This window comes from Dyadobacter sp. CY323, assembly GCF_021390245.1.
GTDB lineage: Bacteria > Bacteroidota > Bacteroidia > Cytophagales > Spirosomataceae > Dyadobacter.
In genome coordinates, this window is record NZ_JAJUXH010000020.1 from 70,692 (window position 1) to 84,400 (window position 13,709).

Annotated in this window: 17 protein-coding genes; 10 read left to right on the plus strand and 7 right to left on the minus strand. The window is 44.2% G+C overall.

Features of this window, described 5'->3' with window-relative positions:
- Position 1 precedes the first annotated feature (1 nt).
- The 6 genes from LZG72_RS23555 to LZG72_RS23580 all read left to right on the plus strand — a co-directional run bounded on the left by LZG72_RS23555 (position 2) and on the right by LZG72_RS23580 (position 4,510).
- On the plus strand, positions 2-262 hold the full coding sequence (locus LZG72_RS23555) for a hypothetical protein (RefSeq protein ID WP_233877590.1): 261 nt from the start codon (positions 2-4) through the stop codon (positions 260-262).
- A gap of 27 nt (positions 263-289) precedes the next feature.
- A complete protein-coding gene (locus LZG72_RS23560; protein ID WP_233877591.1) occupies positions 290-2,113 on the plus strand; it encodes a hypothetical protein in 1,824 nt (607 codons plus the stop codon).
- 107 nt (positions 2,114-2,220) lie between these two features.
- On the plus strand, positions 2,221-2,634 hold the full coding sequence (locus LZG72_RS23565; protein ID WP_233877592.1) for a hypothetical protein: 414 nt from the start codon (positions 2,221-2,223) through the stop codon (positions 2,632-2,634).
- Positions 2,631-3,065: a hypothetical protein gene (locus tag LZG72_RS23570; protein WP_233877593.1), complete on the plus strand. Its 435-nt coding sequence runs from the start codon at positions 2,631-2,633 to the stop codon at positions 3,063-3,065. The genes LZG72_RS23565 and LZG72_RS23570 overlap by 4 nt, the downstream gene beginning before the upstream one ends.
- A 5-nt stretch (positions 3,066-3,070) precedes the next feature.
- Complete coding sequence (locus LZG72_RS23575) at positions 3,071-3,523, plus strand: DUF5675 family protein (protein ID WP_233877594.1); 453 nt, start codon at positions 3,071-3,073, stop codon at positions 3,521-3,523.
- A 3-nt stretch (positions 3,524-3,526) separates the two neighbouring features.
- Positions 3,527-4,510, plus strand: a complete 984-nt coding sequence (locus LZG72_RS23580) for a patatin-like phospholipase family protein (RefSeq protein ID WP_233877595.1) — start codon at positions 3,527-3,529, stop codon at positions 4,508-4,510.
- Positions 4,511-4,584: 74 nt separating this feature from the next.
- Here the strand turns inward: LZG72_RS23580 and LZG72_RS23585 are convergent, their stop codons facing one another.
- The gene (locus tag LZG72_RS23585) at positions 4,585-5,121 is read right to left on the minus strand and encodes a hypothetical protein (RefSeq protein ID WP_233877596.1); all 537 of its coding nucleotides are present in this window, start codon (positions 5,119-5,121) and stop codon (positions 4,585-4,587) included.
- A gap of 29 nt (positions 5,122-5,150) precedes the next feature.
- Positions 5,151-5,549 carry a hypothetical protein gene (locus tag LZG72_RS23590; RefSeq protein WP_233877597.1) on the minus strand — a complete coding sequence of 133 codons (399 nt, stop codon included), beginning with the start codon at positions 5,547-5,549 and terminating at the stop codon, positions 5,151-5,153.
- An 840-nt stretch (positions 5,550-6,389) separates the two neighbouring features.
- On the opposite strand from LZG72_RS23590, the gene LZG72_RS23595 reads away from it, so the two are divergent.
- The 4 genes from LZG72_RS23595 to LZG72_RS23610 all read left to right on the plus strand — a co-directional run bounded on the left by LZG72_RS23595 (position 6,390) and on the right by LZG72_RS23610 (position 8,359).
- Positions 6,390-6,812, plus strand: a complete 423-nt coding sequence (locus LZG72_RS23595) for a response regulator (protein WP_233877598.1) — start codon at positions 6,390-6,392, stop codon at positions 6,810-6,812.
- Positions 6,813-7,171: 359 nt separating this feature from the next.
- The gene (locus LZG72_RS23600; RefSeq protein WP_233877599.1) at positions 7,172-7,336 is read left to right on the plus strand and encodes a hypothetical protein; all 165 of its coding nucleotides are present in this window, start codon (positions 7,172-7,174) and stop codon (positions 7,334-7,336) included.
- Between the two features lie 361 nt (positions 7,337-7,697).
- Complete coding sequence (locus LZG72_RS23605) at positions 7,698-7,967, plus strand: hypothetical protein (RefSeq protein WP_233877600.1); 270 nt, start codon at positions 7,698-7,700, stop codon at positions 7,965-7,967.
- Positions 7,968-8,020: 53 nt separating this feature from the next.
- Positions 8,021-8,359: a hypothetical protein gene (locus LZG72_RS23610; protein ID WP_233877601.1), complete on the plus strand. Its 339-nt coding sequence runs from the start codon at positions 8,021-8,023 to the stop codon at positions 8,357-8,359.
- A 582-nt stretch (positions 8,360-8,941) separates the two neighbouring features.
- On the opposite strand, the gene LZG72_RS23615 is transcribed toward LZG72_RS23610, so the two are convergent.
- The 5 genes from LZG72_RS23615 to LZG72_RS23635 all read right to left on the minus strand — a co-directional run bounded on the left by LZG72_RS23615 (position 8,942) and on the right by LZG72_RS23635 (position 13,555).
- The gene (locus LZG72_RS23615) at positions 8,942-9,232 is read right to left on the minus strand and encodes a helix-turn-helix domain-containing protein (RefSeq protein WP_233877602.1); all 291 of its coding nucleotides are present in this window, start codon (positions 9,230-9,232) and stop codon (positions 8,942-8,944) included.
- Positions 9,229-9,546, minus strand: coding sequence for a hypothetical protein (locus LZG72_RS23620; RefSeq protein ID WP_233877603.1), 318 nt, complete (start codon positions 9,544-9,546; stop codon positions 9,229-9,231). The genes LZG72_RS23615 and LZG72_RS23620 overlap by 4 nt, the downstream gene beginning before the upstream one ends.
- A gap of 48 nt (positions 9,547-9,594) precedes the next feature.
- Positions 9,595-11,094, minus strand: coding sequence for a tyrosine-type recombinase/integrase (locus tag LZG72_RS23625; RefSeq protein ID WP_233877604.1), 1,500 nt, complete (start codon positions 11,092-11,094; stop codon positions 9,595-9,597).
- A gap of 234 nt (positions 11,095-11,328) precedes the next feature.
- Positions 11,329-11,814: a DUF1440 domain-containing protein gene (locus LZG72_RS23630; protein ID WP_233877605.1), complete on the minus strand. Its 486-nt coding sequence runs from the start codon at positions 11,812-11,814 to the stop codon at positions 11,329-11,331.
- 28 nt (positions 11,815-11,842) lie between these two features.
- Positions 11,843-13,555, minus strand: a complete 1,713-nt coding sequence (locus LZG72_RS23635; RefSeq protein ID WP_233877606.1) for a hypothetical protein — start codon at positions 13,553-13,555, stop codon at positions 11,843-11,845.
- Positions 13,556-13,709: the final 154 nt, after the last annotated feature.

Consider the following 13,709-nt stretch of genomic DNA (forward strand, 5'->3'; position numbering starts at 1 on the left):
AATGTCAACACAGCTTAAAATCAATCACGTCAGTGTCTCGGTTCGGGTAGATTACGAGGACACCAGCGGAACGGAACCTACCAAACATGTTTTTAACGATTCTGTCTCACTGAACTTCCAGGATGAGGCAGATCTGAACCGGGCTTTAAACGATAAGCCACACTTTGCGGCGGTCCTGCCGAAACTGGTCAAAAAAATGATCAGTTCGCACGACCCGGATAATAAGAATGCCAAGAAGTTAATCAAAGACCTCGGGCTATAATCCGGGCAGTATCATTCATCAACAAACATGAAAAAAATCATCCTATGGCTTATGGCCATCTTGCCGGTACTATGTGCCGCGCAAACCATTACCGTCCCGCTACCGCCTGGGATAGTCTATCAAAGCCAGCTCGAAAAGACAGATGCCCGGCTTGATAGCCTGGTTAAAGCGCTACGCGGGGTAGTCGTTCCACCTCCTGTTATTCAGGATCCGGTTGCGGTGAAAGATTCCTGTGTATATGGGCCAAACATCGCCGGCATTTCCAAGATCACGAACACCGGCGCGGTGCTGCTTTTCGATGCCTTGCAGGTAACGGATATCAATTACACGATCACCAATGAAGTCGGCGCCCCGCTTTACACAGATAGCCTGTTAAACCTTCAATCCAACTCGGTACCATTCAAATACCAGGCGTTCCCGAACGGGTCGTATTATTTAAAGATATCCGGGCGCAGCTGTTTAAGTAAGGTCAGCCAGCGCAAATTCACGATCACAACTACCGGAGGCGTAGTAGTACCGCCTCCGGTAGTTGTGGATCCGCCGCAGCCATCTGTCGGCGGTCGCGAGTTCTACATGAATGCTACTGGATCAGGTTTCGATTTAGACGCTCCGAATGGTATTGGCATCGAATGGCAGAAAGCGGCCGAGATTTTACTGAACCTGGAATGGAAGGGTGAGAAGTTTAAAGGCATCACTGGTATCCGACTAAATACCCGCTGGTACGCTTACGAGCCGAAGGACAATGTTTACCGGGATGATGTACTTGTACGTGCTCTAGAATGGTGCAAAGCACGGGGTATTAAACTTGCTATCTGTATCGTGTTATGGCGTGCGGAGGGGGACGGAATGTTTCCGGACGGACATAAGACGATGTTAGCTAATGGAGAAAGATGGACGGATAATCCCGGGTTGCCATCAATACCACAGATTTATATGCCGTCGATGAGCAGCGATTTGATGCATACGAAGCTAGAACGCGTCACCGCACACATGGGATCAGTCATGGCCAGTTATGGGAATGTAGCGGGTTACATATCCATCGTCACTGCACCTACCGAGGAGTTTCAGTTGGTCAGGCGAGAGGAACCAATGACCATTTCCGGATTTGCTGACGTAGATAAAGAGAAGTGGGCCATCTGGTCAGGCGGGCAGCCAATGCCCACTTATGACGAAGTTCGGAGCGAAGAACAGCTAAACTACTTTACGTCAACACCAAAGGGGCAATCGTTTTATCTCTTCCAGACAGATGCACTTCGTAAAACGCAAGTAGCCGCAACCAGAGGAGCCAGGAAAGGGGGAGTGCAAGCATGCGGCATGTACGCCGGTATCGGGGCACCTTCGGGAGTTTTTGATTTTAGCACGAAACTGAATACGATTTTCAGTGCCGGCACACCTGATCAGCCGGATATTATATACAGCTCGGAAGGCGGTAGCCATACACAGAATTGGAAACTGATGGCCACGGATCTCAATCTGGGAACATTTCCGGGCGCAAGGGTAGCCATTGAATTTGATTGGGATGACGTATCGTGGAGCCAAGCAGGTTTTGGTAAGGAAGAGGGTTTTAACCCATATCTTTTATACAACTACACCGAATCATTTCATCGAAGAGGCGGCGACATACCACACTTGGCCATGGGTTACCCGGATTATATTCTCCGCCAAATGGCTGAACCATTGTACATGATCAAAAAGAAATTCCGCGATACGAATGAAGGCATGACCGGCATCCAGCAGGGCACGGAATTTGTATTTCCCATTACTCGGTATAGCGGGTTACAGGGGTTCCGTCAGGAATGGTACGACCGGGGCGGTGGCATCAACAAGCAGGTAAAATTCAAACTTCAATGAGTGATAATACCCGGCTCCGGATTGATCAGGCAGCACTGATCGTGGCAATTGCCGGACTGTGCATATTAGTCGTGTTGCTGACCTGACAATGTAACCCACCCGCTACGATGGACAATAAGGAAGATAAATTAACAGATCTGGCCGAAAAGAAACCAGGCCTAGCCCTTGTTTATGGAATGGCTGTCGTGATCAGCGTATTGTCAGGAGTGGTCGTATTCCAAAACTTTCAAATTGAGAAGTTGCAGCGCGACATTCGGACGATCAGCGATAATTTCCAGAAGCGAGAAGATAAGATCCGGGCTGAGGCGCAATTTGAAGTAAGCGCGCAGTTTGAAAAACGGATTGAGCAATATGAGTCAGCCCGGGAGAAAGAGGAAAAGAGGATTTTAGAATTGAGCGGCAAGTTTGATGCAATCCTGAGCAAGGCTACATCGACTGATTCAAAGTTTGACAAGATCGAAAAGAAAGTAAAAACGTTTTCAGGTGAAACTCAAAAGATCGAAGAGATCATTCAAAAATGAAAAACCGTATCATGAGTACCTTAATGTCGGCGGCGCTGATCATTCTGTTCATGAGCACCAATCCGACAGCGTCCCAGGAGAATCCGGGAGATGTGAAAACCGACACTGTGCCCGCCGGGAAACCTGCGTTATCAGACTCAACAAGCAGGATTGTTTCAAATGATAGCCTTTTAAATGCAGTCAGCGAGAAGGGTGATAGAGCATTGGAGAAGGTCGACGCGAATTACACCCGCGGCGGGAAGTTAGAATTAAAACTCGACCGCTTGATCAGCAGGCAAACAAAGATACGGATGCAGCTTGTACCGGTCGAAATTAAGGCATCCTTGCCGAATCCCAGACCTGTAACCCCATTATCGGTAGTAACCGATTCAATTCAAATCAAGCCGGTTGAGATGGAAAAGCCCAGCTGGTGGAGGCGTATTTTTAACTGATCAGTATGGAAATTCAAGTCATTCGGAAGTGGAGAGGCAAAAACTCCACGCTTTCTACCATTGTGCTCGATGGGAAGCAAGTCGGCTATTGCCTGGAAGACGTCGATCGTGGATTAACACAGGAAATGCCATTGCCTGACATCCAGAAAATTAAGATACATGGCCGCACCGCGATTCCAGAAGGTAGATATCAGGTTTTGGTAACGCACTCGATGAGGTTTAAAAAGCTGTTACCTATACTGCTTACCGTTCCCGGGTTTTCTGGTATCCGGATACATTCCGGTAATGGACATAAGGATACAGAAGGTTGCTTACTGCCTGGACTGAAATACCAGCACATCAGCGATGAATACCAGGTGACAAACAGCCGGGATCTGTTCAATTCCCTTTTTACCCAAATACAAGCTGCACTTCGCGCAAAGTCGGAGGTGTGGATTAATATCACTTCAAACTACTGAAACATGTTCAATGACTTATTAAAAGCAGATGACAATGATGTTGAAACCGTGATCATCTGTTCCGGAGGTGGGGCACTTGGACTATGGCAATGGACCGTACTGATGGAACTAGCAAAACGATTCAAAATCTCCATGATCTGCGGTTGCTCTGCGGGCAGCCTGAACGCTTTTGCTTTCGCCAAAGGATTGTATATGGAAACCACAAATTTGTATAATCAGGTATTTCAAAGCAATGCAAAGGAAATTTTCAGTGAAGGTATTCTAAGGCTAAAAAATGGAAACCTTGACGTGAATTGGTTTAAAGCCATTCCAACAGCCTTGTTTAAGAGCAAATCAATCAAAGGACTGATGGGCAACGGGCCACTGCTGGAAACGCTCAAAGAGCTCAATAAAATGAAGCCTGGGTTTGCCTATGGTGTAGATTTTGGTTTCAATGCGACCGATATGAAAACCGGCAAAGTGATCGACTTTTGGCCAGAGGATTTTGAAGACGATGATAACTTAATGAAAGGGGTAACGGCGTCCGCCACGATACCCGTACTTCTGCCTTTGGTGCATGGCGTCAAGTCGAAAAAAGGCACGTTTGATCATCTCGGGGATGGAGGCGTTGCTGAGGGAACGCCGATGGCTATGATGTTCCGGCGAATGAAGCCGGGCCGCAAATACCGGGTGATATCCATCAACTGCAATACCAAAGATATGGTTGAGGCTGATCAGCTCGACAACATATTCCAGATCGCTCAGCGAACCATGGCCATTATGATGAACCAGGTTTATCAGGGTGATTTGGATGTCACGATGTTGAAGAATGAAATATTGAAAGACAACCCGGGTAAGGATGGGATGATCTTCGCACCGGTTCATATAATCGAATGTTCCGATCCGCACGGCTCCCTCAATTTCACACAACAATCCTACATTTCGATGATCGACAGCGCACGCCGGGATGTTCAGAAATTCTGTGCAGAATACAGTCAGGCGGTATAAGTTCGGTTTAGTTATGGTGTATAAAAAAGGGGCTTATGGCCCCTGATTTATTTACGGATAGGATGCGGTTTCAGTTAACAAAGGGCTTGATTCATTGTGTAACGATCCGATGCGGACGTTTCAGGGAGAAACAGTGCTGCCGAAATAATCTTATTATATTCGTTTTTCATCTTTTTCGCCTTACCGAACGCTTTGAAGATGCCTTTAACTAAAAGTAAGCTCACGAAATGTTGGTCCTTCATGTACAAAAATAAAGCCTTGATTAGGTCGCTTTGAATTCGCACAAGGTCTAAGTTTTTTGCTGTGCTTTCTTCTACCTTCATGCGAAATTCATTTAAACCTTCAGCATCGTCTCTGTGAAAGAATTTGCTAAGAAAAACGAATGGGAAAGTTAAGAAATAACTCTTTTCTAGCGTCTTTTCAATACTAAGTATGTGGTATTTGAAAGCAAAAGAGTTAGGATCAACCTTTCCATCTAAGGCTAAGATCACTAAGCGATCTTTAATCTCGCTAACATTGTTTCTGAATTTCTCGTGAGCGAATTTCTGATGTTGTCTCTTCCAATACATTCCGATTGAAAGAAATATGATAATATAGGGTAGTGCTTCCATCGTGTTTCCGAATTGTTTCTAATGGATAATTACTTTTTAGCTGCTTTGCTTTCTCTTGCGAGTAATCTTTTTTGAAGATCGTTGTTCTGGACTACCATCCGTTCGTTTTCTCCCTTCGCAACCTTTAAACGAAGTGAGTAATAAATATGCTGTACAACACTACAAATAATTAAGGCGATAACAACCATGCCAAATGGGAATGGATTTTCGCTAACTCCTTTAAATAGTATATACTTATCTATGAACTCTTGTTTCTGTATCGAGGATCCGTTGAGGAAGAAAATGGTACAAACAAAGGTTACTATAAATCCTGGTAAGCCGATTTCTTTTATTATGCCCGCGCATGCGAGTGCAATTTGAGGAAATCCTATTTCAGTTGTCTTCTTTGACCTTGGGGTTTTTTGTGGTTCTTTAACTGGGGCAGGCATCAGTAGTAAAAAGTTTATCCATAAGTTGAGTTTACGCTGGTAACAGTGCTTTGATCAGAAAGTTATGTAGAAATGCCTTTATACTCAAAAAGTAATAAAAAATCTCGATATTATTTATTAACTGGTTAAAAAAGATCCCTGTCGTTTAGGATTTGAGCGCAGTTCATCTAAATCCTACCCTTTGCATGATACCTAAAACGCCTCATTTCGTCCCTGATCAAGCCTACTTCGTCCCAGTTGGTTTGTAGGCGCCACCGGGCAGAGTATGTTTGTCCATACAATAAGCTGATCCGGACGAAGCCGCGACATCCAGTCAGCTGAGGCGAAGTACATAAATCAGGGGGCCACGACTGAACAGGGCCCCTGATTTATTTCAAACCTAGCATACTGCTTATCTGCGAATTAAGTTGGAATGATTATTGTAAAGTGCCGCAGCCACCAAAACAAAGGAAACAATGAAGACCAGCTTTGAGAGAGTAACTGCTATAATGAACCAGTATGAGCAGAAAAGATCCACATTGACAGCCAGCCAAGCCGCTGAACAGGAATCGTTGAATCCGGGAGCCTACCATATATCGTCCGGCCTTCGAACCCAGCACATATGTCAGTTGATGGACTTACAGATCTCAGTCCTTCGCGATCTTGCTGATCGGGATCTAAATTCCGAGGTATGAACATCTTGTTAGAAATCGTTTAATTCTTCTGGGTACATAATTGGTTCAAACTCGTTTTCTCGGATGGCCTTGATCTAGCCTGTTCCCGACAATTATTTTCCAGTAGCATTAAGCATGTTTGGCTCGGTTTTAATAACTCGTCCTGCCTACTCAATCCAGCGATATCATGAACAAGAATGGGCACATCATTATAATAGAAGATGATCCAGACGATCAGTTTTTAATGGAAGAAGCCTTTCGTACCATAGAGTGTTCTAACGAACGGGTCTATTTTCATGATGGGCTTTCGGTCTTGGAGTACTTTAATAGTTCCAATAGTGTCCCATTTCTCATACTTTCGGATATAAATATGCCAAAACTTAACGGTTTTGAATTACGGGAGGAGCTTAACAACTATGTCAGGTTGAAGTTGGAATATATCCCTTTCCTGTTTTTTACTACATCTACCAATGAGCAAGCAGTACACGATGCTTACAGCACGTTAGCGCAAGGTTTTTTCGTAAAGGCTGACCAATTTAGTGAGTTGCAGCAAATATTGAAGTTGATTGTAACTTATTGGAAGAAGTGCATAGTCCCAAACAGCATATAGTGAGAAATCCGTAGGGGCATTTTAGCGTGGGCAACGCCTTTCTTCGCAAATCTCGACTCAATCTGATCTAGCTTGCGATGCATCTCCATATTTGAAGCTTCAAGCATTATTATATAGGACCGGATCTTGTCCGTACACTCTTTGACGTCTTCTAAAATGTCAAGATAGTTTTGAAAGTCCCTTAATTGGCGGTTGGTTTCTGGCTGCATTCTGGTCAATTAAAAGTGGAGATTGGCCATGCGTAAATTTTGTGCCAGTAACAGCATCCGGAAACGGTGCTTTTCAACAAATGGGATTAGAAGCAAAAATCCTGACATAATTTTATTGTTTTACTAGGAAACCCAAAGATTGAAACCACTATGAATAAAGATGGTGAAATAGTCATTATTGAGGATAACCACAACGATCAAACCATATTTGAGGATATCTTCAATTCGCTTTCATACACGAACAAACGCGTTTATTTCTCGAATGGACTTGAAGCTTTGCAGTATTACATGGCAAAAAAGCCAAGCCATTCATGATCCTACTGACATTGACTTGCCGGTCTTAAAAGGTCTGGAGTTAAAGGAGAAGCTACATAATGATTCGGAGCTCGCATGGAGATGCATACCGTATTTATTTTTCCACAGCTGTCGACCAAGAAACGGTTATTGATGCTTACAGCAAATCCGCACAAGGATTTTTTATTAGACCTACATGCGTTGATTAATGATGAACTGACCCTCGCCACCACATTAGCTAAAATACACCTAATTGTTTCCGGGATATTTAAGAGTCCCTAGTTTGCTTTTTAGCTAGCCCTTTAAATAATACAAGTCAGTCATTTGCCCAGTTCTTTTGCGTCGCTTTTTTATTGTGACTACCTATGCAGTAAAAAACACCATGTCCCTATACGGCTATACCTTCATTAAAGAGATTGAGAAATTCAATATTGACTCCTATGTTCCGCACCTGGGTTGGTTGAAACCGAAAATAATGACCTTGAAAATCTATACCCGTAGCCGGTCTCTTTCTTTCTACTTGCACGACGAACTGACTGATAGGCTTTATGAATTCTATGCTGACGATCCTAAGAAACTAAAAAGTAGTGAGGAGTATGAGAAAGTTGTAAGGACGTATTTGCGTACGTATCCAGATGATGCGATTCTGTAGTTTGCCCATTCGAGCCAGACACAGAATCCTGCTGCCGAACTTGTCTAAAAGATATGAACTTCGTATCATTAAGGATGCCAATTCAGAACCATCGCAAAATAACAATGCACTCACCGGAAGAGGACCCATCAAAGATCAAGGAATTCGGGTACCTCACAATAAAAGAACGGCTCATAAAAAGATTTGTGGTCGCCAGGGATGTCCTCGGTAAGCACTGGCGGGATGAGCTGGCCGAGAGCGACCCTTTCTTTAATACGAAGCTGGGGGCTGATTTCATGGGATCAGTATCACAAGCCATTTCAGACACCTCACGAGGTCACGTCGACCGTATTGAGCGGGTAGTCGTTGCAATGGAGAAGCTTGCCGGGATAAAGATTACCCGTGTAGTTTGATCTTTGACACCAAAAAAAGAGGCCGAAGCCTCTCTGAAATTTCCTGTACGTAACCTGCTCCGTCCTATTTGGCTTTGCTAGAACCTTTGATCTTGTCAGCCATCAAGGTAATCGTCGTAATGTATTCACTTATAAGTAAACTCCTTTGACAAGTAGCGCGAAAACGAGCCTGCAAATCTACTGAATGGTCAAATAACCGCTTCACATGCGAAATACTGTTGGAGATTTCCATAGTGGAAGTTTCGAGTGGTAGATATGTAAGTTACACAAACTAACTCACTAAATCCCAAATACTTCAATATCCCAACCTGTCAGTTTCTATCCATTTGTCTCAAGCGGTATATAGTTGCCTGTAAAATCATAGTAGCCGGATGCCCCGATCTTTTCAAAAAAGTACTTCGGATGAATCATAATTGTGTTATGTTTTATTGACCCTAAAAAAAGGGTAATAACTATCCAAAAGCAAGCAGTTGAGAATCAACCTTAAACAGTTCAATAAATTACATAGTGTTTTTCTTTTGCGCGCCTTTGTTACTCACTCGCGTCCGTGAAACTACCGTGCTATCTCTAAGATCCATGGACTCACCTCCTCCTTTTTTTAATCCGGTGCTCTGCCATAAAAGCGTTAAGATCCTCCCGGAGGTAAGTGACTTTTTTGCCATGCTGAATAAATGGTATCTGTAGGGTATCCTTCAAATCGTGAAGCGAGCTTGATGAATACCCTAAATAGAATGCAGCTTCACGGTGCGTCAGGATATCCGGCTTGGTGCGGTCCTTAACCAGTTCTTGAACCTGTTCTGTCAGGCTATCAATCTTTGCGATAAGCCCGTCCCAAAGCGCCTTTTCGATTACTATGAGGTGGTGATCCATCATGAATTCCGTTTTGCTTTGATTGGTTTCTCTACTATTCTGTTCGCCGCTTCTTTGTCGATTGCCTGAACCGTTTTGATAGGATTGCTCAGGAGACAGTTTTCGAGCTTCTCTCCTTCAAAGAAGGGTGCTCCGCCAGTAGGTCTTGAGTGCGGGATCACTGAGTTAATTGCCAATTTCAAAATGTAGCACTTGGAGTAACCGGTATACATAATTACCTCTTCGAGGTTCAAAACTCGTTTTGTCCAGTATGCGGATGGGCCAGATGGTTCATCCAGGCTAGGATTCTCATTCAATTTCTTTTTGGGTGCTTTCATTGTCAATTGAAGTAAATCTGGATATGTGAATAATCACTGAAAGCTGCGCTATTCTACAACTTGGCTTTCTTCTTTGGACGTTGACTCAATTTGCACTTTCACTGCCTCTCGTACTCGGGCAGGAATCACACTTGCTACATACTTTGCTGCATTTTCATCTTCAAAACTGGATAAATACTTTTGCGTTGTGAGCGGGCTACCGTGCCCGTATGAGTCTTGAATGAATTTAAGAGGAGCACCCGCGTTCATCAGTGCGGTTGCGTTCGAATGACGTGCTTCGTAAACTCGAACCGGAAAGTTGAATTTCAAATCTTTCGCAATTAACCGCATGTGCCGGTTGATATTCCACGTAACTTGGTTAACCACTTTTTTTTCTTCCTCAGGATCGGCAGAAGTTTTTAAAAAGTCAAAAAGATGATCATCAGGATCGCGATCGTCGCTACGCCATTGCTCGATAATTTGCTCTGCCTCAGGAAGTAAATAAATTGTAATTTTGGCTACGTCCTTACGCTTAGTTTCAAACGTTTTGTCTCGGTAGAATTCTATGAGCCCGCTTGAAGGTATATAATCTTTATTCCTCAGCTTACATAAGTCCATGATATTGATGCCGTTACACATGTAAACCAATAGCCACATATCCCTGTACTTTTGGCGTGAACTCCCATATTCGCAGGCATATTCAAAAATGTCCGCAATCTGTTCTTTATTCAGAGCCTTTTTAGTGTTAAGAACGTTGGCTATCTTATATCCCTTCTTCGATTTGTTGGCAAATGGATAACTGGCCAAAAACTTATCATTCTCGCTTTTGGCGTCATTCCAAATCTTTCGGATGTAGCGAGTATAAATAGAAACGGTTGTAATTGAAGCCGGGGACTCCTTGACCACCTTTTCCTTCGCCATAGCGACTTCGGTGGACGTTCGACGTTTTCCATCCACTTTAAACTTGGGAGCCTTCCCAAATTGCAGCATCCACTTTTCATAGTTTCGAAGGAACAATGGAGTAATGATCATAATTGGCAACGTGGCCGCTTCCGGAGTCTTCGCGAGTTTCGCATATACCGCATAACGCCGTAAGCTGGCGGCCGTGCTTTCGTGAAGACTGCCGTTACTGATATCGCCTTGCTCTCTCAATGCCTTGCCCCGAGTCATTAACGCAACGATCATGTCCGCATCTGTTGGAGTAGTATCCTCCGGCACGAAATCCCCAGCCAGCGTCCTTGCAAAAATTTCAAATGTAAAATAATCTTCAATTTTGGCAATTATTTTTTTTGCCTTAAAAAGTAAGCCCTCTTTTTCATGGCCTGTATTCTGATCAATATACGAGTCGGCGTAAACTTGATTCCACAGTTCACGCTTAGAGTCTTTGAATCTTCCGGTTATACCACCCTTGAATTCTCTCAGAAATTCCGCTTCGTCATTAGTAATTTCAATACCAGTTGCATATTCCTTTTGTTTACCCCGGTAGTAAACTACATATTTGATGGAGCAATAACCGTCGCGCATACGTCTTTTGTCGAAGTACAAGCTAACTGATGGTTTTTTAAACATTTCATTTCACGATGAATATCACGATGTAAATGTAGTCAATGTACACATATCAGAAATTAACAAAGCTAAATATATTTTATAAAATGCTCAAAATGAGCACAAAGTACGCATTCTATAAAGTACTGTCAACAACGAAAACACTATTTAACTGACTTGTAATCAGTAGGTCGTTGGTTCGATCCCGACTGGGGGCTCTTGAAAATCAAAGGGTTAGCTATTTAGCTAACCCTTTTTTTATGACTTGTTCCAACCTGACCTGCCCGCAGAGATGATGTAGGAGATAGGAATCCCCACCGCAGCAATCACAATGGCTATTCCGAGTAATGCCGAGCTGGGGTCGGGGAGTGGTGAGCCGGAAAATGCGATCCGCAAGACTCCCAGGTTCATGACCAGCCAAACGAAGATCCCGTAAAAGATTCCACTTAGCAGTTTCCGGTTACGCAGAAACGCCAGATTCGGATAGATCAGGTAATAGAATGCCGAAAATATGAACGCGATCAGGAAATGAAGCAGCAGGCCGGCCAGTACCATGGGCGTACCTCCCGAAAATGCGGATTTACCGAAAACGCCGCTCGCAATCGACATGAGCAATGCCGACGGACTCGTCTTTTCCATTACGATCGCATATATCAAAATGGCAGCCAGTATGTCCAATGCGCCGGCCACGAAAGCTGCGCGGAAGATTGTTGCCAGTACATGCCCCATTTGACTTTTAGCCATATCATTCGGTGTTTAAGGTCTTCAATACTCAATTCATAAAAATTGAATTTGTCGGGATTTTATCGGCTTTTACGAAAGCTTGCCGGTACTTCTGTTTCAATTTCACGAGTTGCCCCGATTTTCCCTGAGCTTCCAGACTCTGGTGCAGCCCAACCAGCGACCAGCCATTATCCGGGTTGAAGTTCAGATCTTCCCGGTAAATTTTCTCCGCAGAAGCCGGTTTTCCATACTTCAAAAGGTATGCGCCCAGGAATTGTCTTGCCGGGATCGGCCAATCTTTTGGTTCGGTATAAATCAGTTTATCTTCGGCGGCTACGGCTTGTTCCAAGGATTTGATCGCTTTCACCTTTTCATTATTTGTGAAAAGAATGGCACCTTCCAGTATCTTTTCGGCAATGGCGGCGATCTGTACTGGTGAGTTAAATGGAATTCGTCTTTTTGTGAGCACTGGATCTTTGGCCTTCAATTTTAGTCTTTCCAGTGAAGCGGAAGCAGAATCTGTTTTGCCTGTATGGATGTATGCCAGACCATCTGCAAAATCCGCCAAAAGACCTGCATAAACCCAGCGACTGTCGGGAGTAACGTTGTCTTTTAAAATTTCTTCCCATTTCCCATGTCTTACCATGGTCATCACCGGTAGCATGTACACATACTGATCATACGTACCCTCGGGGCTGGGAGCTACACTTTTCCGGCTGCGTTCGGCATAATGCATCGCGTCTTTATACATGCCGCCGGTGAGAGCACAGTACGTTTGTACGGCAAAGTAATGCGGGGACTGTTTTGCAAGGTCCAGGTTTTTGGCCAGCAGGTCATAGTACCGCAGATTATCATCGGCGAGGTTGTTAACCTCCGCGCCTTTGGCATAAAGCCCGCTTCGTTCATAAGCATGGCTGGACATATGCACCATATGCGCAACGCCAGGCAAAAGATCCCTTAATGTCTCGGCGCCACCCAAAGCGAGTCCGGGGTTGCGAGAAGCTTCCGTGAGGTGTATGTAATAATGCAGCGCTGCGGGATGCTTTGGGTTTCTTTTCAGGACTTTCTCACAGAGTGCTACCACCTCGGGCGTCCACAGCTTTGCTGATCCGTCTTTATTCCAGAAGTCCCAGGCATGTATCAGCATGATTGCATCGATGTATAACATTTTGTATTCATCGTGTGGATCTGACGATACCAGTAGTTTCAGTTTGTCGGCATAAGCTTTATTTAAGGCCGCACGGTCCGAATCGGTCGGATCTGCCGAGTAGCGGACATTCATAGCTTCGATGAGCTTCTTTTCCCTGGCCGGGGCAGTTTCCGCATGCTGATTCATTAATTCAAGTACCTGTGGAATCGTTTTCGGTTTCGTGTAACTGTGGGCAGCATTGTAGTATGGTCCCATCGTCAATGCCTGCCCCCAGTATGCCATCGGACTGGAAGGATCAAAACGGGCCGACTCTTTAAACGAGGCCAAAGCTTCTTTAAAGTGGTAGCTGTAATACATACTCAGTCCCTGATTGAAATAGAATTGCGAGCTGTCGGATTTGGTAGAAACCGGATACTCATAATTACCCCACCCCGGAAGTGCCACAATAAATTTTCCATCCGCCATCGGTTGCAGTCCGGTGACAGGTACAGCGCCGCAAATAGCAATTTCTGCATTGCGGACCGTAGTATTTATTTTTCGGGCAGGCTTTTGGAGAAGTGCAAATCCAAGCAACAGAGATAGAAAGGTGAGAGGTAAAATGATCAGTTTCATTCGTAAGAAGGCGGTTTTAAGCAAGTCTGTTAAGGAAATATAATAAATATTGTCGAACTATTACGTTATTGCGCTGAGGCGAAAATCTTATAGAAAATATGTTTAAATTCACACTAACTAACAGGCAATGACGAATCAAATACAATATGCACGT

Excerpts from the sequence above, each read along its gene's own strand:
- LZG72_RS23565 (WP_233877592.1), top strand. The coding sequence starts at position 2,221 with ATGGACAATAAGGAAGATAAATTAACAGATCTGGCCGAAAAGAAACCA.
- LZG72_RS23630 (WP_233877605.1), bottom strand. The coding sequence starts at position 11,814 with ATGGCTAAAAGTCAAATGGGGCATGTACTGGCAACAATCTTCCGCGCA.
- LZG72_RS23635 (WP_233877606.1), bottom strand. The coding sequence starts at position 13,555 with ATGAAACTGATCATTTTACCTCTCACCTTTCTATCTCTGTTGCTTGGA.
- LZG72_RS23580 (WP_233877595.1), top strand. The coding sequence starts at position 3,527 with ATGTTCAATGACTTATTAAAAGCAGATGACAATGATGTTGAAACCGTG.
- LZG72_RS23610 (WP_233877601.1), top strand. The coding sequence starts at position 8,021 with ATGAACTTCGTATCATTAAGGATGCCAATTCAGAACCATCGCAAAATA.
- LZG72_RS23560 (WP_233877591.1), top strand. The coding sequence starts at position 290 with ATGAAAAAAATCATCCTATGGCTTATGGCCATCTTGCCGGTACTATGT.
- LZG72_RS23595 (WP_233877598.1), top strand. The coding sequence starts at position 6,390 with ATGAACAAGAATGGGCACATCATTATAATAGAAGATGATCCAGACGAT.
- LZG72_RS23605 (WP_233877600.1), top strand. The coding sequence starts at position 7,698 with ATGTCCCTATACGGCTATACCTTCATTAAAGAGATTGAGAAATTCAAT.
- LZG72_RS23575 (WP_233877594.1), top strand. The coding sequence starts at position 3,071 with ATGGAAATTCAAGTCATTCGGAAGTGGAGAGGCAAAAACTCCACGCTT.
- LZG72_RS23590 (WP_233877597.1), bottom strand. The coding sequence starts at position 5,549 with ATGCCTGCCCCAGTTAAAGAACCACAAAAAACCCCAAGGTCAAAGAAG.
- LZG72_RS23615 (WP_233877602.1), bottom strand. The coding sequence starts at position 9,232 with ATGATGGATCACCACCTCATAGTAATCGAAAAGGCGCTTTGGGACGGG.
- LZG72_RS23555 (WP_233877590.1), top strand. The coding sequence starts at position 2 with ATGTCAACACAGCTTAAAATCAATCACGTCAGTGTCTCGGTTCGGGTA.
- LZG72_RS23585 (WP_233877596.1), bottom strand. The coding sequence starts at position 5,121 with ATGGAAGCACTACCCTATATTATCATATTTCTTTCAATCGGAATGTAT.
- LZG72_RS23620 (WP_233877603.1), bottom strand. The coding sequence starts at position 9,546 with ATGAAAGCACCCAAAAAGAAATTGAATGAGAATCCTAGCCTGGATGAA.
- LZG72_RS23570 (WP_233877593.1), top strand. The coding sequence starts at position 2,631 with ATGAAAAACCGTATCATGAGTACCTTAATGTCGGCGGCGCTGATCATT.
- LZG72_RS23625 (WP_233877604.1), bottom strand. The coding sequence starts at position 11,094 with ATGTTTAAAAAACCATCAGTTAGCTTGTACTTCGACAAAAGACGTATG.
- LZG72_RS23600 (WP_233877599.1), top strand. The coding sequence starts at position 7,172 with ATGAATAAAGATGGTGAAATAGTCATTATTGAGGATAACCACAACGAT.